Source organism: Kribbella sp. NPDC050124 (assembly GCF_044460355.1).
In the GTDB taxonomy this organism is placed as follows: domain Bacteria; phylum Actinomycetota; class Actinomycetes; order Propionibacteriales; family Kribbellaceae; genus Kribbella.
On record NZ_JBITJU010000024.1, the window covers coordinates 81,017 to 105,221 of the forward strand.

The window sequence follows — 24,205 nt, forward strand, 5'->3', positions numbered from 1 at the left end:
CCGTTTCCGCAGACCAAAGGCACCCTCGCCACCGAGCTGCCCCGGCCGGACGCGACGACCGAAGGCCGCGGTTCGCCGGGCCCCTCGGCCGGGACCGCTTCGGGCTCGACCTGCACCGCGGCGAGGTGCCGATGTGGCTCACCCGCCAGCAAGACTCCGGCGCTGCCGACTCCTCCATTTCCCGCCGGCTGTCGACGCTGTCCAGCCTCTACCGCTACGCCGCCAGTTAGGGACTCCCCGCCGTCTCCCGATCTCCATCGACGACCACCGCCCCAGATCGAACGTGGCCCGGCGCGCAACCTCAGCGCGCGTCCTGCACGCCGAGCAGGTCATGGCGATGCTCGCCGCCGCTCGCGACGTCCGCGACGCGCTCGTCGTCGGGCTGTTGTTCACCGACCCGCACGGATTGCCGCCGGCGAGATCTGTCGCATCGGGATCGGCTTCGTCGGAACCGCGACGTACGCGGTGCTCCCGTCCCTGGCCACGGCGTTGCGGGACGAACTGCCGATGATCGAGCCGGACCTCCGCGGCGAGATGCTGACGCCGGACCTCATTGCCGGTCTACGCGATCGGTCGCTGGATCTCGCGTTCATCCGGCCCCCAGTCGGGGATCCCGACCTGGATATCACGATCCTGCGTCGCGAACCCCTCCTCGCTGTGCTGCCGGACACGCATGTGCTGGCGGGCGATGCCGAGGTGAACCTGGCTGCGCTGCGAGACGAGCCATTCATCTCCTATCCGTCGCACCAGCGATCCGTGATGTACGCGAAGGTTCTCGACTCTTGTCACCGAGCAGGTTTCCGCCCCCAACGGATCCAGCAGGTCGCCGAGACGTCGACACTTGTCGCCAGCGTGGCGGCGGGTCTCGGTCTCGCACTGGTGCCGGAAGCGGTGCAGGCACTGCGGATCTCCGGAGCGACGTACCGCCCCTTGGTGCAGCAGGACGTAGTCGAACTCGCCGTCGCCACACGCGCCGGTGACGATGCACCGCCGCTAAGACGAGTGCTCGACATGCTTCCGAGGCTGCTCGCCGGAACGACGGACGAATTGCCCGACTCCCCGACCGTTCTCCTCGGACGTGGTGCGGGGCCGCCCGCACGCCCCGGCTCTACCGGGGACTGCGCCGCAGCTTTCCCGCGATGACTCGCTCGACTCAACCCCACACGGGGAACCTCCCGCTTGGGCGCAGGGGCGGTCGCATGAACGACAACGCACGAAGTCTTGACCAGGGTGCCCAAGCACTTTACCGTGATCGCATATTACGAAAGGCGTTCGTATATGTCAAACACTTCGCGGACATCCAGCACGGCGGCCGCCGCCTTACGCGTGCTGCGCCTGCTCGCCGACAATCAGGGCGGCATGGGCATCACCGATGTCGCGCGCTCGCTCGACATCGGGAAGAGCAAGGCCCATCTCCTGCTGGCGACGCTGCTAGAGCAGGGCTTCGTCGAACGCAGCGCAGACAGCCGGTACCAGCTCGGTCTAACGGCGTTCGAGGTGGGATCGGCGGTTCCAGATGCGGCACGGTTCGGCGGTGACCTGATCACACCGATGCGCGCGCTCGCCGACCTAAGCGGTGAATCCGTTTCGCTGGCGGTACCGCGCAATCGTGACGCGATCATCATTCAGCGGTTCGAGACCAAGCACGTGTTGCGGGCCGACATCGGTGTCGGGACACGGATGCCGTTGTTCAGCTGCGCCTCGGGGAAATTCCTGCTCGCACATATGCCTGAGCAACAGGTTGACAGCCTGTACGCCGATGAGGTGCTCCCGCGCAGGTCGGAGAACAGCACTCGCACGAAGTCCGAACTCAAGGCCGCGTTCCCGGAGATCCGCCGCCAAGGCTATGCCGTCAACAACGAGGAGTACGCAGAGGGGATTTCCGGCACCGCTACCGGGGTTGCGGACAGGCACGGGCAGTACATCGCCGCGCTCAGCGTCGCCGGCCCGACCAGCCGTTTCCGCGCTGAGCAATGGATCGAGCCATTGATGGAAGCAGCGCAAAAGATGACCGAACTGCTGTCTAGCCGGCGCTGGTCGGTTGAGGAAGAGTGAGGATGACACACGCAATGCAGATCGTTGCAGGGATCGATGTGGGCGGCACGTTCACCGACGTGCTGCTGTATGACGCGCGGACTGGGGCACTGCGCTTGGCGAAGGTGTTCTCCACACCCGGACGCCAGGCGGACGGCCTTCTCACGGGGCTGCAGCAATTCGGCGTTCCGTTCAGCGACCTCGACGCGATCGTCCACGGTACAACGGTCGCGACCAACGCCGTCTTGGAGCGGAAGGGGTCGCGGACAGCGCTGGTCACGACACGCGGCTTTCGCGATGTGCTCGAGCTACGGAGGCGTGACCGGCCCACCACCTACGGTCTGACCGGCGCATACCGGCCACTGATCCCGCGGAGTTTGTCCTTCGAGGTCGACGAACGCATTGATGCGCGAGGTCGGGTGATTGAACCCCTGTGCCGGGTATCGGTCGAGATCGTCGCCGCCGCGCTCCGCGAGTCCGGAGTAGAGAGCGTCGCGGTTTGCCTGCTCAACAGCTACGTCAACGCCGACCACGAGCGGTCGCTCGCGGGCGAGTTGCGCCGCCTGCTGCCCGGCGTCGAGGTCACCGCGTCATCTGAGGTGTGCCCGGAACCCGGCGAGTTCGAGCGGGCCACCACCACGGTGGCCAACGCGTTCGTCCGCGCGCCGATGTCGCGTTACCTCGGAGCGGTGCAGGAACGCCTGCAAGATCGAGGATTCGCCAGGGACGTGCAGGTGATGCAATCCAACGGTGGGTTGATCCCGGCCCGTCGAGCGGGTGAGCTCGCGGTTCGCACGCTGCTGTCCGGACCCGCCGCAGGCACCGTCGCCGCTGCGGCGTTCGGCGAGGCGGCAGGTCTGCCCAACGTCATCTCCTGCGACATGGGCGGCACGAGTTTCGACGTCGCGCTGATCCCAGGCGGCCGCCCAGCGGTGACCACGGAAAGCGCCATCGACTACGGGATCCCGATCAAGGTCCCGATGATCGACATCACGACCATCGGCGCCGGCGGCGGTTCCATCGCGTCGGTCGACCGTGCCGGAATCCTCCAGGTGGGGCCGGAAAGCGCGGGCTCCGATCCCGGCCCCGCCTGCTACGGCCGGGGCGGCACCCGGCCCACCGTCACCGACGCCAACATCGTGCTCGGCCGGATCTCTGCTGACCAGCGTCTTGGAACGCAGGACGGCCTCGCGCTCGACCGCGATGCCGCCGACGAAGCCATCCGTTCGCACGTCGCCGAACCGCTCGGTCTCGACGTGGACACGGCCGCGCTTGCGATCATCCGCTTCGCCAACGAGAAGATGGCCAACGCGATCCGCATGGTCAGCGTCGATAAAGGACATGATCCACGCGAGTTCGCGCTGGTCGGCTTCGGCGGCGCCGGGCCCATGCACATCGCCGAGCTGGCCCGGGCTGTCGGCGCCACCACCGTCCTGGTCCCACCGCATCCCGGCGCGCTGTCGGCGTACGGCTGCCTGATCGCCGACGTCAAGTACGACTACGTCACCGCCGTCGGCTCCAACGTCGAGGAGTGTACGACCGGCGGCATCGAATGCGTCCTTGCCGACCAGGCCGAGCTGGGACGCAAAACCTTACTGGCCGACGGATTCACCGATCAGGACATCGCGGTGGAGCACATCGCCGAGATGAGCTTCAGCAAGCAGGTCTATTCGATCCATGTGCCGCTCGGAAGCGAGCTCGACACGTGGACCGCGGACCGGCTCAGTGAGGAGTTTCATCGGCAGTACCTCGCGATCTACAACGGCCGCAATCCCTCGGGCACGATCCGCTTGATCGGCCTGCGCACCGTCGTGACCGGAGAGCGTCAGCCCGTCAACCAGGTCATGGCTACCTCGACGGAGCACGCCCCGTCCCATGAACGGACCGTCGTCTTCGCCGACGGCGCCCACACCGTCCCCGTCCTGCGGCGGGAGTCGTTGCTCCCCGGGCAATGTCTCAACGGCCCCCTGATCGTGGACCAAAGCGACACCACGATCGTGCTTCCTCCAGCTACATCCGCGACCGTTCACGACAACGGGAGCCTCATCGTAAAGGTGGCCTCATGACCGACCTCGATCCGCTGTCCATCGCCGTCATCCGGGGCAGACTCGAACAGATCGCGGACGAGATGGACACTGTATTCGAACGGATGGCGTTCTCACCGGTGATCTCCGACGCCTGGGACCGCGCCGACGGCATCTACTCCGCCACGGACGGCAGCATGATCGTCCAAGGCCCCCGCGGACTGCCGATCTTCGTCGGCACAATGCAGTACACCGTCGCGAGCGTGATCTCCGGTACCGACCATGCCCGTCCGGGTGACACGTTCATCGTCAACGACCCGTTCGCTGGCGGCACGCACATCATGGATACCAAGATGGTGCGGCCGTTCTTCTACCGCGGCGAACTGTTCGCCTACCTGGCCAACACCGGCCACTGGCCGGATCTGGGCGGACGAGTACCAGGTGGCTTCGGCGCGGCGGCCAGCGACTGCTACCAGGAAGGCCTGCGCCTGCCGCCGGTGAAACTGTTCACCGGCGGCGAACTGAACAGCGACATCGTCGCGATCTTGCAGACCAATTCCCGGCTGCCCGACGACGTGCTGGGTGACATTGACGCACAGGCGACGGCGTTGCGCGCAGGCGAAGCACGGCTCACCGAGTTGCTCGACGAGTATGGGGTCGAGCTCGTGAGCGCCGTAATCGATTCCCTGCGCGAGCGGTCAGCGCAGCAGATGCGCTCGTACATCGCCGAGATCCCCGACGGCACCTACCGCTTCGTCGAGGAGATGGACAACGACGGCATCACCGACGAGGTTCTGCGGGTCGACGCACAGATCACCGTCGCCGGCGAGGAACTGACCATCGACTTCAGTGGATCCTCCGCACCGTGCCGGGGGCCGATGAACTCGGTGCACGCAGCGACGGTATCGAGCAGCATCGTAGCGATCAAACACCTCTTCCCTGACGTTCCGATCAACTCCGGCATCTTCGAACCGATCACCTTCATCATCCCCGAGACCGTCTTCCTCAACGCAAAGCCCCCGAGGCCGGTGGCCGGCTGTGCGGCCGAGACCAGCCAACGCATCATCACCGCCGTCATGGGCGCGCTCGCCGACGCCGCGCCCGACCGCGTGCCGGCCGGGTCGTCGGCCACCGTCAACAACCTTTCGATCGGCGGCCTGCACGACGACGGGACCCCGTTCGTGCTCTACGTGTTCCTCGGCGGCGGTTACGGAGGCCACCCGGGCGGAGACGGCCTGTCCAACGGCTGCTCATTGATGAGCATCGGTCGGGTCCAGTCGATCGAGACCCTCGAACAGCGTTACCCGCTGCGCTTCCGGCAGTACTCCCTTCGCGACGGATCCGCGGGACACGGGGAGCACCGCGGTGGCTTCGGAGTGCATTTCGAGTTCGAATTCACCGCCGCCGAAGGCCAGGCCAGCCTGCTCGGAGACCAGGCCAAGACCGCCCCGGTCGGCCGCTCCGGCGGCACACCCGGGCAGACATCGTCCCCGTGGTTCCGCATCGGCGGCGAGCACGTCACCCTGCCGATGATCAGCAAAGGCGAAAACGTCGCACTGCACGCCGGGGACATCGTGTGCCTACGCACCCCCGGCGGCGGCGGATACGGACCCGTGGCCGAGCGCGCGTCCGAGGCCGTTGCCGATGACATCGAACGTGGCTACCTCGACGAGGAAACAGCCACCCGGATCTATGCGCACACCGCGTAGCCACCCTTGACCGACCTCTCTCCGCTGGAGAACGCCATGCTCGAAACAACAGCAGCATCAGAAACCCCGATCCGCAGAGCCATCCTCGGCAGCCTCGTCGGCACCTCACTGGAGTGGTACGACTTCTTCCTCTACGGCTCCGCCGCGGCACTCGTGTTCAACAAGGTCTTCTTCCCCACCTTCGACCCGCTGACCGGAACCCTGCTCTCATTCCTCACCTTCGCCCTCGGATTCATCGCCCGGCCCATCGGCGGAATCATCGCAGGACACTACGGCGACCGGATAGGCCGCAAGAAAGTCCTGCTTTTCACCGTGTCCCTGATGGGGGGCTCGACCGTTGCGATCGGACTGATCCCAAGCTACGCGACCATCGGAATCGCAGCACCCACACTCCTGGTCATCGCCCGGCTCACCCAAGGGTTCGCACTCGGCGGCGAATGGGCCGGCGGCGCGCTGATGATCGCCGAACGGGCCCCTTCCGCACACCGCGGCTACCTCACCAGCTTCGTCCAGGTCGGTGTCCCCATCGGCACACTCCTGAGCACCGCCATGCTGTACCTGATGTCGGGCATCCTGTCGCGCGACGCCTTCCTGCAGTGGGGCTGGCGTGTACCGTTCCTGCTCTCCATCGTGGTCGTCGCGATCGGCATCTACATCCGCCGCAGGGTCGGCGAATCACCAGCATTCACCGAACTCAAGGCCGACGCCCGCACCGCCACGCGCGCGCCGATCCTCAACCTGCTCAAGACCCAGCCACTAGACGTGCTGCGCGTGGTCGGTATCCGCGCCGGCGCCGACATCCTCTACTACCTGCTCGTGACGTTCATGCTCACCTACGTCACGACCACCCTCGGGCTGCCACGCGGCGTCGGCCTGCTGGCCGTCCTGATCGCCGCCGGAATGCAGCTGTTCACCTACCCCGCATTCGCGGCGCTGAGCGACCGCTACGGCCGCAGGAAGGTAACCATCTTCGGCGCCGCCGGCGCGATCGCGTGGATGTTCGCGTTCTTCCCACTCGTCGACACGAAAACCACCGGCCTGATCGTCCTCGCCGTCGTGGGTGGCCTGTTCTTCCACTCCGCGATGTACGGGGTCCAGGCGTCCTGGATCTGCGAGCTCTTCGAGACCCAGCACCGCTACAGCGGCGCGTCACTGGGCTACCAGCTCTCCGGCATCGTCGGGGGAAGCCTCGCCCCGACCATCGCGGTCGCCCTCCTCCGCGCGTCGGATTCCACCACGCTCGTGGTGGGGTATGTATGCGCAGCGCTGGCCGTGGTACTCGTCGCTGCGTTGCTTACGCGGGAGACGCGTGGTGGCAACCTGCAGGAGTCAGGCGCTGTGGCGACGACAAGGAGCGCGTCATGAGCGTGGTGGAACGGGCCAGGCGGGTCTTGCCCGGCGGCAACACCAGGACCACGGTGTTCGTACCTCCCCACCCGCCGTACGCGGTACATGGCGAGGGCGCGATCGTCACCGACCACACCGGACACCAAGTCATCGACTGCAACAACAACTACACAGCGCTCATCCACGGCCACGCCCACCCCGAGATTCTCCAGGCGGCGACCGAAGCGGCCCGCAGTGGCACCGCATTCGGCCTGCCGACAACATCCGAGGTCGCGCTCGCCGAGCACCTGCGCGACCGCACCCGCATCGAGCAATGGCGGTTCTGCAACTCAGGCACCGAAGCGGTCCTCATGCTCCTACGCGCCGCCCGCGCGTATACCGGCCGCGACCTCATCGTGCGATTCGAAGGCAGCTACCACGGCACAGGCGATGCCGTCGTCTCCCCCGACGCGCCAGGAGTAGTCCCCGGCTCAGTACTCGTACTGCCGCAGAACGACCTCGACGCGCTGACCACGGCGATGCGCGACCACGGCCGCCAGATTGCCGCAGTACTCATCGACCTGATGCCCAACCGCGCCGGCCTCACCCCCGCCGACCCCGGATACGTCACCGCGCTCCAGGACCTCACCCGGCAGTACGGCGCCCTGCTCGCGATCGACGAGGTCATCACCTTCCGCCTGCACGAAGGCGGACTGCATCAGGAATACGGCATCAAGCCCGACCTCGTGTCCATGGGCAAGGTCATCGGCGGCGGCTTCCCCGTCGGTGCGATCGGAGGCAGCGCCGACGTCCTGTCACCGTTCGTCCCACAGGCACCTGGCGCCGTGTCCTGGGGCGGAACCTTCAGCGCCAACCCCGTCACCATGGCTGCCGGCCTCGCCGCGCTCCGCCTCTACGGGCCACTGCAGATCACCGAACTCAACCGCCGCGGCGACCAACTGCGGTCCTGGCTCCGCGACGCCGGCGTCGAAGTCCACGGCTCGGGTTCGCTACTGCGCCTGATGACATCCGACCCCACCGAACTGTGGTGGAACCTGTACCACCGAGGCGTGCTGTGCGGCACCAACGGGCTACTAGCCATGTCCACCGCGATGACCTCCGTCCACCTCGAGCAGGTCGCCGAGGCGGTGACCGCCGTAGCCCGAGAAGCGCAGTCAATTCTGTCGTGACGGTCGCTCCAGGCCCACCCGGTGAAACGGGTCGTTCAGCCTCTTAGCGGGCCGGCGACAAGGCTGTGGCAATCCTGTCGGCCGCGACCTTCATGACAAAGCATCCATGTGGCGCTGTCGCTGTCAGCCCCAGTGGGCCCATGAGATTAGCGATATTCAAAAACTGACGCGACAAATAAATGCAGATCTGGCATTCATCTGCTGGCTGCCCTCGTCGCCGCGTTCGTCGGTCCAGGGCTGTACGCTCCGATGATCGGGATCGCACTCGCTTACGTCCCGTGCATCCGATCGAGGGCCTAGCGCCAAGCGGACGCCAGGCCGGCACGAATTATCTGTGAGGGTCCAAGGCCGCAGCCACGCGCCGGCGATCGCCAGCTAGCTGGGATGGGGCGAGGACTAGGTAGGCTTGCCGGGGCAGTTGTCGATGGCCCCAATCGGCCAGATGCACTCCGGCGAGATCAGGTATGCAAGCATCGCGGCGACCTCGACAATGGCGCCTCTTGGGGGCACCAGTGCGTTGACACTGATTCCTGTCGTGGCCAACTCCTTGCTCTGAGATCTAACCAATCCGATCAGTCCCAGGTCGCCTGCCGAGACTAGGTGCGCGATCCGCCCGTAGCCCGCCTTGTACATCCGTGGCACGACGGCCTGCGCGATCACGAGTGCAGCGGTCAGGGCGATCCGCGGGGTGCGTTCGAAGTCGTCGAAGGCGGGGTCGAACCCGGCTCGGTCCTGCAGGCCTGAGACGTTGACGATCGCATGGATCCGTCCGTTCCAGCGGGCAGCCTTGTCGACGGCTCGCTGGACCGCGTCGACGTCGCACACGTCAGCTCCTGCGCTGCCGGCCCGTGCACCGGTTGATGCCACCGCTGCTGCCGTCGCGGCAGCAGCCGTAGCATCCTCGTCGATCACAAACACCGATGAACCGAGGCGACCGATGTGCTCGGCCGTCGCCGCACCGATGCCGGTGCCTCCGCCGACGACGGCGACGACGTAGTCGCACGACAACCTTCGGACCGACGCAGAGATCATCATGCGGACCGCCGCCTACCGGCTCTGAAGTTGGGTTTCGTACTCCTTGCGCATCGCGTCGCCGCCGGCGTTGCGCCACGTCTTCACCAGGCTGTCGAGCGTAGTCATCGGCTTGCGACCCTGCACGATCTCCTTGATTCCGTCATTGAAGGCCTTGTCGATCATGGCGTTCTTGGTCGCGTTGGTGTTGGAGAACAGGCCAACTGTCGGATTGACCGCCGCCTTCGCCAGCACCTTCGTCTGATAGGCGTGCTGTACGTCGGCGTCCTGCGGACGCCCGGGCTGATACACGACCGCAGGCGCGTCTGCCAGGTAGCGAATCGGGAGTGCCGTGTTCGTCTGGCCGGTCTGGGTCAGCGTCGGGTCCCCGTCGCTGTTGACGGCGTGATCGACGCCTTCCTTACCGAACACCCGGTACACGTACTCCTCGGTGCCGAACGGAGCGGCCAGCCAGTTCAGCACGCGCAGCAAGGTCTCGATCTTCTTCGGATCGGTCTGCTTCTTCAGTGCGGTGATCGAATAGATGCCGCTCCCCTGCCACCACGGAGCCAGCCCACCACCCTCGCGGGTGTAGGCCGGCATCAGCCCGAGCTTGAACTTCGGGTTCCCGGCGGCGGTCTGGATGTACTGGTTCCAGCCGAGATACCCGTCGATCGCGTTGATCGCGATCGTCCCGGCGTTGAACAGGTTCTTGAACGGCAGCTGGTCCGAGAACGCATCCGGATGCATGACGCCCGCCGACCACAGCTGTGCGAGGTCGCTGATGCCCTGCTTGTATTCCTGGGTCTCGTACGTGTGGGTGAGCCGGCCGCCCTCTTCGCGCCAGGTGTTCGGCGCCTTGTTCATCATCTGCAGGTAGTCCCGCACCTGGTTCCAGGCACCGAAGGCCCAACGACGTGCCTTGGGGTCGGTCAGCGCCTTCGCGGTCTCGGTCAGCTCCGCGAAGCTCTTCGGCTCCGGCGACACCCCAGCGGCTTCGAACAGGTCCTGACGGATGAAGCTGTACAGCTGTACCGCACCTCGCGGGATCGGAACGCCGTAGATCCCTCCGTTGTAGACCGCCGATTTCCAGGTCCGGGTGGGAATGTTCGCAAGGTTCGAGTACTTCTTGATCGCGTCGCCGGCCAGATGCTCGTCCAGCCGGGTGAACCGCTTGTCCAGCAGCGCCGGAAGATTGGCCACCGGTCGCATCTGTAAGAGGTCGGGCAACTCGTTCCCGGCGATCGTGGTGGCGAACTTCTGTTCATAGTCGGCGGCAGGAACCATCTGAAGCTTCAGGTCAACGCCGAGCCGGTCGTTCAGGCCCGCCAAGTAGCTGTTGCTGCCGACACCTGGCGGGACAGGCAGGAAGATGTTGCTCATCCCGCTGACCGTCTCGCCGGCCCCGGGCTTGTCCGTCACGGACTTCGGACGATCCTTCGGGAAGTGCCGGAAGGCCGGGTCGACCCCACTCGCGGTGGCCGGAAGATCCGGCGTGATCCCCGTGTACGGAATGTACGTCGGCAGCGTGACCTTGCTGTTCGACTCCACCGAGTTGGCCTGGCTGCCGCCACCGTTGCTGCTGCATCCGGTCAGCGACCCGACGCCCAGGAGCGCTGCGGCTCCACCTCCGGCGCTCACTAGGAACGACCTGCGCCCGACTGCCCTGTACGACATTGCTTTTCTCCTGACTGGATGACTCACCCTTTGACGGCGCCGATCATGACTCCCTTGGCAAAGTGCTTTTGCAGGAAGGGATAGACGACGAGAATCGGGACCAGCGCGACGACCAGGATCGCCATCTGCAACGGAAGCTGCGGCGGAATCGCCTCGGCTCCGGCGCCGACCTGGTCACCGCCGATCGTCGTCTGGTTCACGACGAAGGTCCGCAGCACCAAAGACATCGGCCACTTGTCCGTGCTCTGGATGTACAGCAGCGCGTTGAAGAACGCATTCCAGTAACCGACCGCGTAGAACAAACCCATCACGGCCAGCACTGCCTTGGACAGCGGCAGCACGATCTTGACGAGCGTCGTTGCGCTCGACGCACCGTCGATCGCTGCCGACTCGAACAACTCCTGCGGCAACTGCTGGAAGAAGGCCCGCATCACCAGCACGTTGAACGCGTTCACCGTCACCGGCAGGATCAACGACCACCACGAGTCCAACAGCCCCAACTGCTTCACCAGGAGATAGCTTGGGATCAACCCCGGGCTGAACAGCACGGCGCCGAGTACCACCATCAGCATCGGACGCGCGCCGGCCGCGCCCCGTCTCGACAGCCAGTAGGCCAATCCGGCCGTCGCCGTCAGCGACAGCAGGGTACCCACGACGGTTACCACCACGGAGATGGTCAACGCTCGTGTGACCACTCCTCCGGACAGGATCGCCCGGTACGCCGAGATCGACGCTCCGTTGGGCCAGAGCACCATGCCGCCGCCGGACTCGTCGATCGTCCTCTGATCCGCGAGAGACGTCGCGATCACCGACCAGAAGGGAATGACGACGAGCAGTACAGCGATGCCGAGTGCGACGGACTTCACCAGTTGCGTCAGCGGGTTCGGCCGCTCCATCCAGATCGGACGTGTGGTCATTTCTGGTAGACCCCCTGTTCGCCGAACAGGTGGGCGAGCTTGTTGGCTCCGATCACCAGCAGAACGCCGACAACGCTCTTCACCAGCCCTGCCGCGCTGGACATGCCCCAGTCGCCGCCGATGATGCCGTTGTTGTAGACCCAGGTGTCGAGGACCTCGCTGGCGTCGGCGCCAACCGGTCCCTGCTGCAGGATGATCTGCTCGAAGCCGACCGACAGACTGTCACCGAGCCGCAGGATGAGCAGCAGGATGAAGATCCCCTTCAGCGACGGCAGCGTGATGTGCCAGAGCCGTTGCCATCCGTTCGCCCCATCGACAGCGGACGCCTCGTACTGTTCCTGGTCGACCTGGGCGAGTGCGGCGAGGAAGATGATCGTTCCCCAGCCGGCGTCCTTCCAGATCACCTGCGTGGTCAGCAGCACCTTGAACAGTTCCGGTACGCCGATGATGTGGAGCATCGGCAGGTCGTGCTGGATCAGAAACGTGTTCAGCATGCCCGCATTTCCGAGCATCTGCTGGAAGATCGCGACTACGATCACCCAGGACAGGAAGTGCGGCAGATACAGGACCGACTGCAGCAACCGCTTCAGCCGCTCACCCGCCAGGCTGTTCAGCAGCAGGGCGATCCCCAGCGGGATGGGGAAGACCAACACTGCCTGAACGACGGTCAGGATCAACGTGTTGACCAGTGCGTTCAGGAAGGCCGGGTTCCCGTCCCAGAGGAACGAGAAGTTCTGCAACCCGACGAACGGCGATTCCCTGATCCCCACATACGGCTGGTAGTCCTTGAACGCGATCACGTTGCCGAGCAGCGGAACGTACTGGAACAGGATCAGCGCAGTCGCGCCAGGCACGCCGAGTGCAACCAGGACCCGGTCCCGCCGCAGCCGTTGGAACCTTCGCGGCAACTCGATCGCGACCGTGGATCTACGGGTGGTCGCTGACCGTTGTTTGACGGTCATGGCCATGAACTCCTCCTCGCCGGCGATCTGCGTAGCTCAGCTGCGGTAACCGTTTTCCGGATGTTATTGACCGCACCGACGGGTGCACCACGGCCTGGATTGACCGAAACTAGGACAGGATTTGCAGCCCGATCAGATCTCATCGGCGGCACCGTCCGGCCACGTCACAACCGGACGGCCGGATTCGGACACCGCCACAGCCGGCCAGGCGGGCGCGGCCGTACCCATGCTCGAGGCAACTATGTACCAACGGTCCGCCTCCGGGGCGTCGAAGCGGCACCAGGGAACCTCGAGATCTGCTCCGAACGGAGTCTCGAGCGCGTGCACCGAACTGCCGGTCGTTCCATCAGAGGTGAGTGGCAGCACGGCGCTGACCAGGTCCGGCCGGGCTCCCGGTGCCGGGCTGCGCGGGATCGCGTAGCCCGATATCACCAGCGCCTCGGCTGCACCCGCGGGCTCGATGCGTACGGCTCGGACCTCAACCGATCCGCGCACCACCGACACGCACTCGAGGGCCGGACCGTCGTCGAAGCCCCCGCCCGGCTTGGCGAATCTCGCGACCTGGCGGCTTTCGGCCCTACTGTTGTCGATGGCAACAAGATCGATCGTCGGTCGCTGCGACCAGCGTCCCGCGGAGTCGACCACGGCGACCTGGTTGTCGACGGCCTCCCCCGCCGAGCCGTCCGCCAATGGCACGGGAGCCGTCGCGGTGGAGTACCCGAATCTGTTGTAGAGCGGGCTTTCGACTCTCGGGGTCGCTGCACTGTGATCAACCCCGTGATTGATCACGCGGACAATGCCGTCGGATGCAGTGCCGGACACCAGCCAGCCGATCGGGCGGATCGCACACAGGTGATCGCCCAGATCGATCGGCGCAGGCTCTTCCGGCTCGCTCCACACCGAGTGGGCCTCCGGCAACAACAGCCCCGCGAACCCCAGACTGGCCCAGTACGGCCCGCCAGGACCGGAGTACGGCTGACGCATCGGCTCGAAGCGATCGAGCCAGCCGAGACTGAGCAGGCCTTCCTCGTCATAGGCTCCACGCTCGACGAAATACCTGATCGCTCCCATACACGTACGGCGGAGCCGGCCCGGCGGGAGTGGGTTCGCGTCGAAGACTGCGCCGGTCCACAGCGCGCCGACCACTGCGTGCCGGTACACCAGCGACCTGCCCTGGTACAGCGGTCCACCGTCTGCGCCGAACAGCTCCGCGGCACAGGCCACGTAGGCCTTGAGCCGCTCTGCGTATCGGGCTTGTCGCTCTGCGACCCCCGGCTCACCGGCGGAGATGCGGCAGTACCACAGCGAGAACAGTTGCATCACGAAGCCCGCGTACCAGTCGATGTTGCCGCCCCGGCCGTCCGGGCGACCGTCGCTGTACCAGCCCTCATCCAGGTAGCAACTGTCGAGGTACTCGAGGAACTCGTTCACCCTCGCCTCGTCGTGGGGTCCGCCGGCGGAGCGCAAGAAGGCGTGCGTAACGTTGTGGAACCACTTCCAGTTGCTGTCGGGGTACCACGTGCCGGTGGACCCGGCCAGCCAGTTGACGATTCGCTCCTGGGCGGCGGACGGTAGGCGCTCCCAGATCCATCGGCGCGTCTCGTGCAGGGCGATCGAGATGGCCGCCGCCTCGACCCGCGCCTGCGCCATGTCCGCCAAGGACGGCCACCGCTCGGGCGAGTCCGGATTGGTACCGGCGATCAGGCCGCGGGCGTACCAACCGGCGTGATCACGCGGATCGGACTCCGCCGTCGCCAGCCGGAAGCCAACCGCCAGGAACGAACGGGCGAAGGCCTCCAGTCCGTCCGAGATCGGGCCTGACTTCCCTGCCGGCCCCGGCAGATCGAACCGCGCGTGACCCTGCGTCGCCCACGGCCGTAGGGCCAGCAGTGACTCGTCCGCAAGGTCGACAAGGTGCTGACGGGTCCAGCCGCTGTAGGGCGACCCTGCAAACATCAGCCCGCGGCTCCGAAGACGCGGCGGATCTGTTCGAGGTGTCCGTGGCGATGCAGAGTGTCCGGCTCCAGGTAGCTGCCCTCGGTCCACTCGTTCCAGGCGTTGATGGTGACCAGCGGAACGTTGGTCTGTTCAACGAACGTGCGGACCTGTTCGAGGGCTCGGCCGAACTGCTCCGGCGTGGCGTCGGAGATGATGTTGGTGTGCGGGTACCCGAACGCGGGGTTGAATTTGTCGGACTGCACGGTGCGCGGTGAGGAGTCCCAGCCGACCGTGATGTTCGGGTAGTACGGCTGGTCGTACTCGGCGGCATATCGCTGCCAGCCGGCTGCGGCCTGCTCGAGCATTTCGGCGTACGGCGTGAGCAAGGTGGGCATCGGGTGATGGTGTACCCAGACGTACGACGTGACGCTGTCGAAACCGAGACGGCTGACCAGGTCCGGGCCGTCCAACGCGATCCCGTCGTCCGGAAGCACTTGCCGCTCTCGGATGATCGCGTTCAGGTGGATGTCAGGGAACCCGGCCTGCGCGGCCCGTTTGCGCAGACCGTCCAGCGCGACCCGCGTCGCCTCGACACCGCCGAGACCGTCAACGAGGGTCGCCAGTTCGTAGATCGACAGATACGGGTCACCGTCGATGCGCAGGTACGCCGGATGCCCGAAGTACCGCTCGATGATGTAGTCGGTGGCCGCCGCGAACTGCTCCGCGTCGACGGTGCCGGACTCCAGGTGAGTCGGTGGCGTGGCGGACTTCCACGGATGGATGTTGCTCCAGTGATGGTTGGCCCACATCAGGGCGAACTTCATGTCACCCTCGGCCGCGTTCGGCATGAACGCCGCCTCGAGCGGGCGTTCCAGGTACGGCCGGCCGCTGTACCAGTACCAGTCGAACAGGAACGCATCGACGCCGTGCTCGGTCGCCATCGCGATCTTGCCCGCCATCACGTCCGGATCTGCCTCGTCGAGGTAGCCGTCGAGCGGAACGCGCGGCTGCAGATGCCCCTCGAACCGGGACTCGGCGCGTTTCACCAGCTCCCATTCGGTCCAGGCCTCGCCGTGCCACCGTTCGTTGCGTGGATCAACGTGGTAGTTGGGGAAGTAGTACGCCGCAACCGCGACGTCACGTTGGGACACAGGACTCACTCCTTGTTGGAAGTCAGTGGGCGCGCTGAAGGAAGGTTCTACGACTGAGTCGGATGGTCACTCGTGCCTCTCCGTGCTCTGTCACTGTTGCTAGTGATGTGATGTTATTGACAGTCAAGGCGTTGCACCTTCGCGTGGATTGAGCGAAAGTAGGACGAAAGTGACCACCAGCCGGAGCAAGCCTCGCTACGAGCGAGCCGCCGTGTTCAATCCCGACGGCTTGCCGGTGTGGGCAGACCGTCACCGACTCCCCGCTGACGTCGCGGCACACGACCATGACTTCTTCGAGATCGCACTGGTCACCCAGGGCCGCGGCCTCCACATCGCAGCCGACGGTGACCACCCCATTGGTCCCGGCAGCGTGATCGTCGTACCGCCGAATCAGTGGCACGGCTACGCGCAGTGCGAGGACGTCGTGGTTTTCGACAGCTTCGTCGCACCGGAGCTCATCGATGGCACGCTCTCGTTCCTGGACGCCGAGCTGCCGTTGATGCAGACCGTGCACAAGTCGAACTTGTCGTTGCCACAACGCGTCGATCTCGGCCAGTACGACGTGAGCTTGGCGGTCGCGGAACTGCACAGCATGAGCGACACGACACCCGCCCGGCGCTCGCGCATCGAGCTCGTCGGTCACCTGCTGATCTATCTCGATATCTTGAACCGGTCATGGTCACCTGAGCAGGCAATCCATCGCAGGTCGATCGCCCCGCTGCATCCGGCGGTCTCCCGAGCCTCCCAGCTGATGGAAGATGATCCTGGCCGCTCGTGGACGCTGGCACAGCTGGCCGCCGCCACGACGACCGAACGAACCCACCTGGTCCGTTTGTTCCAGCGCGAGCTCGGCGCGCCACCAATCGCCTACCTGAATCGACTGCGAGAGCAGGCAGCCGCGAGGCTTCTGGTCCAGACCGACGAGCCGGTAGCTCAGATCGGCGCACGGGTCGGCTGGGAGGATGCCGGGTACTTCGCCCGCAGATTCAAGAACGCCTACGGCCTGAGTCCCTCCGCGTACCGCAATCGCGCCCGTACAGGAGAGGCCCGCTACCACACGTCCTCCGATGGAGCAGCCGCCCTCCCCGTGAGCGGCGCCCGCTTCGGCGGGCCGGTCGCCGCCGGCTGACCTCTTTGCATCATTGGTGCTATCGGCAACCATCTCTCCTTGCCGGTAGGCACAACTTCGTCCTACTTTCCGTCAATCGGAGCAAAGGCGCGTCCGGCGGCGGCGCGCAATGATGCACGGAACGTAGAGGAGGTCAGCAAGATGCTCCATCACCCGCTTCGCCGCCCCTTGACCGCCATCGCCGCAGCAATGGCTTGTATTGCAGCGGTCCTGACGGGAGCGACCATGCCGGAGACCGCGGAAGCCACACCGAAACCGGTTCTGCGTACCCGGACCTGGACGCCCGCAGAGATCACGCTGAACAGCACAGTCAGCTACCCGGATTCGTATCGGGACGTGGACGTGTCCGCGACCTTCACGGGACCGAACGGTCAGACCCTGACGGCTCCCGGCTTCTGGGACGGTGGGACCACCTGGCGAATCCGGTTCTCGCCGCCTGTCTCCGGCCGATGGCAGTACTCGACCCGCAGTTCGGATTCCGCCAACACGGGCCTGAACCGTCAGCAGGGCACGATCCTGGCAGCCGACTACGCCGGGGGCCTCGACATCTACCGGCACGGATTCCTTCGGTCGAGTGCCAACAACCGGTACGTCACGTACGCGGACGGCAAGCCCTTCTTCTGGCTCGGCGACAACGAACAGAGCGCCCTGGCCGGTACGAAGCTGAACGAGTCGAACGACCCACGATTCGCCTCCCAGTTCAAAGGCATCGTGGACACCCGCGCAACGCAAGGATTCAACGTCATCTGGACCGAAACCTTTGCGAACAACGGGCGGCCGTCCAACGAGGGCGGCCCGGCATGGCTCGATAGTACGTTCGGAACCCTCAACCCGGGGTTCTGGCAGAGCGTTGACCAGCGCATCGACTACATCGCGGCCAAGGGCATCGTGACCGCACTCGCGATGGGAGTCGGCAGCAGCCTGACCGACAGCACCAAAGGCCAGACGCCCGAATACGTGCGCCTCGCTCGCTACATGGCTGCCCGCTACGCGGCATATCCGGTGGTTTGGCTCACTGCGCAGGAGTTCGACCAGCCCGCCAACTGCATCTCCTGCTGGCAGCAGGTCGCCAAGGCCTTCCACGACGCAGACCCGTACCGCAATCTCACGTCGCTGCACCAATTTCCGATCTTCGCGGGCGGCGGTGTCGAGTTCCGCAACGAGACTTGGTACGGATTCGTCGCCCTTCAAGAGGGCCACAACAGAGTCGACAGCGTAACGGACTACTGGCTGAAGGAGTACGCCCTAAGCCCGGCGCGCCCAGTGGTGGAAGCCGAAGCCAACTATGAGGGCATCGACGTTTTCTGGGACAACCACGCAATCGTGCAGACCTGGCAGACGCGCGAAAGTGCATGGAAAGCACGCGTAGGCGGTGTCGCCGGCAGTCAGTACGGCGCGGCCGGCGTCTGGTGGACGTGCTGGGACGCTCAAAGCACGGACACGAACTGCCAACTGTTCGGCAGCACGCCGTGGTACGAGGGGCTGTTCCTCCCGGGCGCCGAACAGATGGGCCATCTGAAGTCCTTCTTCACGTCTCTCCGCTGGTGGGAACTTGCCCCCGCCCCGGACGCCATCACGTGGGCAGGCGATGCGCCCACCGGTTCCCAACAGGCGTTCGCTTCGTCCAACCCACGCCGGTCCACGACCGTCGTCTACTACCCGCATCGGCTTGATGGCGGTCAGGCCTACGGCGGAACGCTGATCGGCCTGCCGAACGGTGCTTACCAGCTGAGCTGGTTCGATCCGCGCACCGGTCGGTACCGGGCCGCGGGATCCGTAACGGTCACGCGTGGGAACACCGCGCTGCCGCCACAACCGTCCGCCGGAGACGACTGGGTCCTGCTGATCCGCGCGTCGGCCCGCCAACTGTGATCTGTGCTGTCTGATTGGAGATGAGTCGCGTCTGTTCTGAGTCGGGTTCGGGTGGGTTGAGCCGCCGCAACATCCTGAAGGCGGCAGCGGTCGTGTCGCGTAGTCGATGGTTCACACGTTCGCGTTGCAGCGTCACGCCGTCACGTTGCAGTGGGGCTGGAGGGAGACGGTCGCCGGCAAGTGGGCCCGCGCATTGCTGGTCGGCGGCTCGAGCGCGGTGGTCGACATCGACGACAACGGATGCCGCCGGCAAGCACCTGGTGATGCGTGCCCCCGACGGCAGCTGGAAGGTGCTTCAGGACATCGCCGACGACACCTGGTACTCGCTGAAGGTGATCGCCGACCCAGCACTACCCAAGGCCGCGCCGTGGGTGGACGTCTATGTGAACGGCGTATGCAGGATCAGCAAAGCGCCGTTGCTCATCTCCGCGCCACCTTCGACAACCTCACGCTCCCCACCAACGAGACACTGACCTCGGACCTCTACATCGACAACGTGAGCGTCGCGGTCACCGAGTCGGTGACCGCCAACGGCGCCACCCCGGCGATCATGGATCAGGAGGCCCACTACGCCGCCGCGGCCGGCATCGACTACTGGGCGTTCCTGTGCTCTCCCCAGGACCCGCTGTCCCGAGCCCGGAACTGGTACCTGTCCAGCGCATACAAGAACGACGTCAACTGGTGCGCACGGACGCCCGCTGCTCTACTTCCTCTCCGGCGCCATCCCCGCTGACGTCGCCAAGGTGCGCGCCAGAGCGACCGAGCTCGGCGTGGCAGACCCATACATTGTCGTCATGGCCTGGACGGCCCAGAGCGCTGCGGACCTGAAGGCCATGGCCGACGCGGTCAGCAGGTCTCCACGGGCTGGAACAACCGCCCGCGGTACGACTATCCGGTGAGCTGGATCGCCGACTACACACCACTGAAGAACAATTGGGAGCAGCAAGCAACTCCCAGCGAGACCGCCACCCACCTCGCCGGAGCCATCCGCTGGGGTAACACCCATCCGACGGACGCACCGGCCAACACCGTTCTGATCTACGCCTGGAACGAGTTCGGCGAAGGCGGCTGGATCTGCCCGAGCCTGTACGAAATCCGCGACTCCGGCAGGCCCCTCCGCCTCGACGCCATCGAGGTTCTCGGACCGGCCTACCCAAGGCACGGCAACAGTGAGCATGCGAACGGTGCGAGTCCGGGAATCACACTGTGGGGAAGAGTTCGTGGTCAAGCGGTTCGCCGACGGTCAGGCCGAGTCCGTCGGAGACGACGTGGGAATCGCCGGTGTACGTCGTCTCCGCGTCGATGAAGATCGTGACGTGTGCGAAGCGCGGGTCGTCGGTCAGGTTCGGCGTCGCGGAGTGCGCCAGGTAGGAGTTGTGGAACGTGCAGTCACCGGCCCGCAATGGGATTGTCAGCCGCTCCTCCCAGCGCAGGTCGGGGGCCGCACGGAATAGGCCGTCCCGATCCGCCAGTCCCTGGCCGAGCAGGTCCTTGTGGTGCTGCGAGCCGGGGATGAACGTCATGCACCCACGCTCCACGGGCACATCGATCAACGCGACCCACGCCGACAGCGCATGCCGTGACCCGGCGTGCGGCCAGAACGGCGCGTCCTGGTGGAACTCGGTCGCCGCACCGTTGTGCGGCGGCTTGATCAGCAACTGGTCGTGCCAGATTCGCAACGGTACGCCGGCCAGCGCGGTCGCCGCGGCAGCCAACCGCGGATGCAGCGCCAGCTCCCGCAGTACGTCGTCCTGCCGCCAGACGTTGACGTACTGGTTGAAGATCGCGGACCCCCTCGAGTTGTCCGTTGCGTTGCCGCCCGCCGCCGCGGCCGCCTCGCGGAACCGGGCCGCCTCGGCGGCGGTGATGATGTTCTGGATCCGGACGACACCGTCTCGGCGATAGGCCAAAATGGTCTCTTCACTCAGTCGACCTGCTGCCGTAGAATCGGTCGTGGTCATTGGCTTGCTCCTTGGAATGCGTTACCTGCTTGTGGTTTCAGCCTGACGCCCGAAGGCGAGCCGGCGACAGGCCGACTTTGACCGAAGTTTGACTGATCTTGACCTTCACGGAGTGACAAAGTGCACGAGGTGCTGCGCAGCGAAGTCTTCGCCGACCGGCTCCCGGTGGCCGGTGAACGGATCGAACTCGATGTCGAGGTGGCACCGCACGGTCACGCCTTCTTCGAGATCGCGGTAGTCGTGGCCGGCCACGCTGTGCACGTCTCCCCCGCCGGTGACACCGAGCTGCGCCGCGGCTCCGCCGTCGTACTGCGTCCCGGAGAATGGCATGGCTACACGGACTGCGACGGCCTCGTCCTGCACAACACGTATGTCGCCGCCGACGTGTTCGCGCGCGAACTCGCGTGGGTCGCCGAGGATCCGGAACTTGGGCGAGCTTTCCGGCAATCGCTCAGGCAGAAGCCGTCCGCGGTGACGCAGTTCGAGGAGTCCGTTCTCAGCGACGTCGACCAGTGGTGCACTGCGCTGACCCGTGACCAGCAGCCGGCCAACCGATTGGGGCACCTCACCTTGCTGGCCGGGGCGCTGGCTCCGGAGCATAAAGCACCATACCGGACGAACGTCGCGCATCCGGCTGTCCAGCAGGCCATGCGGTTGCTGGAAGCAAGCATCGACGAGGGATGGACACTGAGCCGGCTCGCCGCGGACGTGCACATGGCACCCGGATACCTGGTCCGCCTGTTCGGGCGGACGATCGGCACGTCGCCGATGGCGTACCTGCACCGGCTCCGCGCCGAACGCGCGGCCGGCCTCCTGATCGAGACCGATCTCCCGGTGGCCGAAATCGGCGCGCGCGTCGGCTGGCACGACCCGAGCCATGCCAGCCGGCGGTTCCGCGCCTGTTTCGGTCTCAGCCCGCAGCGCTACCGCGCGACGTTCCGCCCTTGACCCCCGGCTATCCGGCGGGCTCCTTGGTTGCGGTGATGACGGCGACAGGTGTCCCGACCGCCACCTCGTCGTCGACCTTGACCAGCACCTCAATGACCTCACCGCCAACCGGCGACGGGACGATCACGGTCGTCTTGTCCGTCTCGACCTCGACCAACGGGTCGCCGTCAGCCACCACGGCACCAGGCGCGACGAGCACATCGACGATCGCGACCTGATCGGCCGAGTCGCCGACCTTGGGCAGCTTGACGATGAACCTCATCGAACTGTCCCAACCGCTCGCAGCGGCTCGGTCCAGACGTTCCGGAACATCGCCTCGACTCCGGTGGCCGGGAGCGCGACGGCTCGCACAACCGCCGCCGCGATGCGGGCACGGACAGCCTCGTCGATACTCTGCACGCCCGACTCGTCAGCGTGGCCGGCGCGGACCAGTTCGCGGGCGGCGAGGGCAACCGGGTCACGGCTCCGCCAACTCTCGAACTCGCCCTCCGGCCGGTACGGCGCCGGGTCCGACCGGGAGTGGCCGGCGAACCGGTAGGTCTTCGCCTCGACCAGCGTCGGACCGCCGCCTTCCCGGGCACGCTCGACCGCTGCTCCGACCGTTCCGCGGACCGCGTCGAGGTCCATGCCGTCCACAACGCTCGCGGGCATCGCGTACGAGGCGGCCCGCTGATGCAGGTTCTCCAGCGGAGTCGTGAGATTCCACCGGCAGTACTCGCCGTACACGTTGTTGTCGATCACGAAGACGACTGGCAGCTTCCAGATCGCTGCCAGGTTCAGGGACTCGTGGAAGGCACCGATGTTGGTGGCACCGTCTCCGAAAACAGCGATCGCCGCACGCTGCTCGCCGCGTGTCTGGAACGCGAGCGCCGCGCCGGCCGCGACAGGCAGCCCCGCGCCGACAATGGCGAACGTCGGCAGCAGGCCGATCTCAGGGTCGCTCATGTGCATGGAGCCACCGACCCCGCCTGCACAGCCCTCCATCTTGCCCATGATCTCCGCAAGCAGTGCGAGCGGCGTCATGCCCAGGGCCAACGCCACACCGTGCCCGCGGTAGGTCGCTGTGACCACGTCGTCTGGACGCGTCACCGATGCCAGTCCGACCGCGACGGCCTCCTGGCCTTGGCACAGGTGTGTGGTTCCGTGAATCGCGCCGGAGGCGAACAATTCGTTGATGGTGTCCTCGACGGTGCGGATCTCCATCATGCGTTCGTAACGCCGCACCGGATCGGCCAGAGCCGCCCGGCGCTGCAGTGCCGTTCCCTGGCTCACGATGCCACCTCCTCAAGGGCCCACCACGGATCCGGTACCTCGCCAGTGCGCAGATGCACATCGATCTGGCGTACGATCTCCTCCGCCTGCGGCGCGTACCGAGCTTCCAGATCCTTGCCGTACGGCACGGGCACGTCCGGAGCCGTGATCCGGAACGGGGCCGCCTTCAGATCGCCGAATGCGATACGAACCGCAGCCGCGATCACCTCGCTCCCCCATCCGCCACTCAACGGCGAGTCCTCGACCACCACGAGCCGCCCCGTCCGCCGTACAGAGGCCAGGACCGTCTCGATGTCCCACGGCACGAGCGTGAGCAGGTCGATCACCTCCACCTCATGGCCGCGTGTCGAGAGCTCCGAAGCCGCGGTCAGTGCGACCGACGTCGTGCGCCCCAAGGTCACCAGCGTCGCGGCGCCTCCAGGCCGCAGGACGCGGGCGCGTCCGAGGGGCACGATCCCCGCATCGCCCGTGGTCACCTCTGCCCGAGCTCCGTAGAGCACGCGCGGCTCGAGCAGGACCACGGGGTCGGGATGCCGGATCGCTGCCCGCGTGAGCCCGTAGGCCGTCTGCGGGTCGCTCGGGCTCGCCACCACAAGTCCGGGGGTGGCGCTGAGCCAGTTTTCCAGGGTCTGGCTGTGCTGCGAGCCGAACCCGGTTCCCGTGCCGACCGACGCCCGCAGCACCATCGGCACCGACAGCGCGCCGTTGGACAGGTACCGGAATTTGGCTGCTTGAGTGGACAGCTGGTCGAGAGCCACCCCGAGGAACTCGATGAACATGATCTCGATGACCGGCCGCATGCCCATCGACGCGGCCCCGACAGCGGCACCTGTGAAGGCCATCTCCGAGATCGGCGTATCCCGGACCCGCTGCGGCCCGAACTCCGCCACCAACCCTTCGGACGTCTTGAACGGCCCGCCGGCAGCAGCGACGTCCTCGCCGAGCATGATCACGCTCGGATCGGACCTCATCTCATCGCCGACCGCCGTGGCGATCGCGGTGTTCATCCTCAGCTTCTGAGGCATCGGTCGGTCCCACTCCCTTGGCGTCCGCTGATGTTCCGTCGTACCGCTTTCGGACCTAT

At 66.0% G+C, this 24,205-nt stretch carries 21 protein-coding genes; 11 read left to right on the forward strand and 10 right to left on the reverse strand.

Annotated elements, in window-relative coordinates:
- The first annotated feature begins 131 nt into the window (after positions 1 to 131).
- The 7 genes from ACIBL3_RS37635 (at position 132) to ACIBL3_RS37665 (ending at position 8,283) form a co-directional block, all read left to right on the forward strand.
- The gene (locus ACIBL3_RS37635; protein ID WP_396358691.1) at positions 132 to 230 is read left to right on the forward strand and encodes a site-specific integrase; all 99 of its coding nucleotides are present in this window, start codon (positions 132 to 134) and stop codon (positions 228 to 230) included.
- Between the two features lie 205 nt (positions 231 to 435).
- A complete protein-coding gene (locus ACIBL3_RS37640; RefSeq protein ID WP_396358768.1) occupies positions 436 to 1,143 on the forward strand; it encodes a LysR family substrate-binding domain-containing protein in 708 nt (235 codons plus the stop codon).
- Between the two features lie 135 nt (positions 1,144 to 1,278).
- Positions 1,279 to 2,055, forward strand: a complete 777-nt coding sequence (locus tag ACIBL3_RS37645; protein ID WP_396358692.1) for an IclR family transcriptional regulator — start codon at positions 1,279 to 1,281, stop codon at positions 2,053 to 2,055.
- Between the two features lie 14 nt (positions 2,056 to 2,069).
- A complete protein-coding gene (locus tag ACIBL3_RS37650) occupies positions 2,070 to 4,100 on the forward strand; it encodes a hydantoinase/oxoprolinase family protein (protein ID WP_396358693.1) in 2,031 nt (676 codons plus the stop codon).
- Positions 4,097 to 5,767, forward strand: a complete 1,671-nt coding sequence (locus ACIBL3_RS37655) for a hydantoinase B/oxoprolinase family protein (RefSeq protein WP_396358694.1) — start codon at positions 4,097 to 4,099, stop codon at positions 5,765 to 5,767. Before ACIBL3_RS37650 ends, ACIBL3_RS37655 begins: the two co-directional genes overlap by 4 nt.
- A gap of 36 nt (positions 5,768 to 5,803) precedes the next feature.
- On the forward strand, positions 5,804 to 7,132 hold the full coding sequence (locus tag ACIBL3_RS37660; RefSeq protein ID WP_396358695.1) for an MFS transporter: 1,329 nt from the start codon (positions 5,804 to 5,806) through the stop codon (positions 7,130 to 7,132).
- Complete coding sequence (locus tag ACIBL3_RS37665) at positions 7,129 to 8,283, forward strand: aspartate aminotransferase family protein (protein ID WP_396358696.1); 1,155 nt, start codon at positions 7,129 to 7,131, stop codon at positions 8,281 to 8,283. Before ACIBL3_RS37660 ends, ACIBL3_RS37665 begins: the two co-directional genes overlap by 4 nt.
- Positions 8,284 to 8,679: 396 nt before the next feature.
- Here ACIBL3_RS37665 and ACIBL3_RS37670 read toward each other — a convergent pair whose 3' ends face one another.
- The 6 genes from ACIBL3_RS37670 to ACIBL3_RS37695 all read right to left on the reverse strand — a co-directional run bounded on the left by ACIBL3_RS37670 (position 8,680) and on the right by ACIBL3_RS37695 (position 15,939).
- Positions 8,680 to 9,318, reverse strand: coding sequence for an SDR family NAD(P)-dependent oxidoreductase (locus ACIBL3_RS37670; RefSeq protein ID WP_396358697.1), 639 nt, complete (start codon positions 9,316 to 9,318; stop codon positions 8,680 to 8,682).
- 12 nt (positions 9,319 to 9,330) lie between these two features.
- On the reverse strand, positions 9,331 to 10,971 hold the full coding sequence (locus ACIBL3_RS37675; RefSeq protein WP_396358698.1) for a hypothetical protein: 1,641 nt from the start codon (positions 10,969 to 10,971) through the stop codon (positions 9,331 to 9,333).
- Positions 10,972 to 10,994: 23 nt separating this feature from the next.
- A complete protein-coding gene (locus ACIBL3_RS37680) occupies positions 10,995 to 11,888 on the reverse strand; it encodes a carbohydrate ABC transporter permease (protein ID WP_396358699.1) in 894 nt (297 codons plus the stop codon).
- Positions 11,885 to 12,856, reverse strand: a complete 972-nt coding sequence (locus ACIBL3_RS37685; RefSeq protein ID WP_396358700.1) for an ABC transporter permease — start codon at positions 12,854 to 12,856, stop codon at positions 11,885 to 11,887. The genes ACIBL3_RS37680 and ACIBL3_RS37685 overlap by 4 nt, the downstream gene beginning before the upstream one ends.
- A gap of 126 nt (positions 12,857 to 12,982) precedes the next feature.
- Positions 12,983 to 14,806: a DUF2264 domain-containing protein gene (locus ACIBL3_RS37690; RefSeq protein WP_396358701.1), complete on the reverse strand. Its 1,824-nt coding sequence runs from the start codon at positions 14,804 to 14,806 to the stop codon at positions 12,983 to 12,985.
- A complete protein-coding gene (locus tag ACIBL3_RS37695; protein WP_396358702.1) occupies positions 14,806 to 15,939 on the reverse strand; it encodes a glycoside hydrolase family 99-like domain-containing protein in 1,134 nt (377 codons plus the stop codon). The genes ACIBL3_RS37690 and ACIBL3_RS37695 overlap by 1 nt, the downstream gene beginning before the upstream one ends.
- Positions 15,940 to 16,108: 169 nt before the next feature.
- Here ACIBL3_RS37695 and ACIBL3_RS37700 point away from each other — a divergent pair, with 169 nt between their 5' ends.
- The 3 genes from ACIBL3_RS37700 (at position 16,109) to ACIBL3_RS37710 (ending at position 19,673) form a co-directional block, all read left to right on the forward strand.
- Positions 16,109 to 17,068: a helix-turn-helix domain-containing protein gene (locus ACIBL3_RS37700; protein ID WP_396358703.1), complete on the forward strand. Its 960-nt coding sequence runs from the start codon at positions 16,109 to 16,111 to the stop codon at positions 17,066 to 17,068.
- Between the two features lie 39 nt (positions 17,069 to 17,107).
- Positions 17,108 to 18,940: a DUF4038 domain-containing protein gene (locus tag ACIBL3_RS37705; RefSeq protein WP_396358704.1), complete on the forward strand. Its 1,833-nt coding sequence runs from the start codon at positions 17,108 to 17,110 to the stop codon at positions 18,938 to 18,940.
- Positions 18,941 to 19,334: 394 nt separating this feature from the next.
- The gene (locus ACIBL3_RS37710; protein WP_396358705.1) at positions 19,335 to 19,673 is read left to right on the forward strand and encodes a hypothetical protein; all 339 of its coding nucleotides are present in this window, start codon (positions 19,335 to 19,337) and stop codon (positions 19,671 to 19,673) included.
- Positions 19,674 to 20,139: 466 nt separating this feature from the next.
- On the opposite strand, the gene ACIBL3_RS37715 is transcribed toward ACIBL3_RS37710, so the two are convergent.
- Positions 20,140 to 20,901 (reverse strand): phytanoyl-CoA dioxygenase family protein, encoded by a 762-nt coding sequence (locus ACIBL3_RS37715; protein ID WP_396358706.1) that lies wholly within the window; start codon positions 20,899 to 20,901, stop codon positions 20,140 to 20,142.
- 129 nt (positions 20,902 to 21,030) lie between these two features.
- Between ACIBL3_RS37715 and ACIBL3_RS37720 the strand changes: the two genes are divergently transcribed.
- A complete protein-coding gene (locus ACIBL3_RS37720; protein ID WP_396358707.1) occupies positions 21,031 to 21,849 on the forward strand; it encodes a helix-turn-helix domain-containing protein in 819 nt (272 codons plus the stop codon).
- A gap of 7 nt (positions 21,850 to 21,856) precedes the next feature.
- On the opposite strand, the gene ACIBL3_RS37725 is transcribed toward ACIBL3_RS37720, so the two are convergent.
- From ACIBL3_RS37725 to ACIBL3_RS37735, 3 genes are read right to left on the reverse strand one after another with little or no spacing between them, the layout of a single operon-like run.
- Complete coding sequence (locus tag ACIBL3_RS37725) at positions 21,857 to 22,111, reverse strand: biotin/lipoyl-containing protein (protein WP_396358708.1); 255 nt, start codon at positions 22,109 to 22,111, stop codon at positions 21,857 to 21,859.
- Positions 22,108 to 23,121 carry a thiamine pyrophosphate-dependent dehydrogenase E1 component subunit alpha gene (locus ACIBL3_RS37730; RefSeq protein ID WP_396358709.1) on the reverse strand — a complete coding sequence of 338 codons (1,014 nt, stop codon included), beginning with the start codon at positions 23,119 to 23,121 and terminating at the stop codon, positions 22,108 to 22,110. Before ACIBL3_RS37730 ends, ACIBL3_RS37725 begins: the two co-directional genes overlap by 4 nt.
- Positions 23,118 to 24,146, reverse strand: a complete 1,029-nt coding sequence (locus ACIBL3_RS37735) for an alpha-ketoacid dehydrogenase subunit beta (protein ID WP_396358711.1) — start codon at positions 24,144 to 24,146, stop codon at positions 23,118 to 23,120. Before ACIBL3_RS37735 ends, ACIBL3_RS37730 begins: the two co-directional genes overlap by 4 nt.
- Positions 24,147 to 24,205 lie beyond the last annotated feature (59 nt).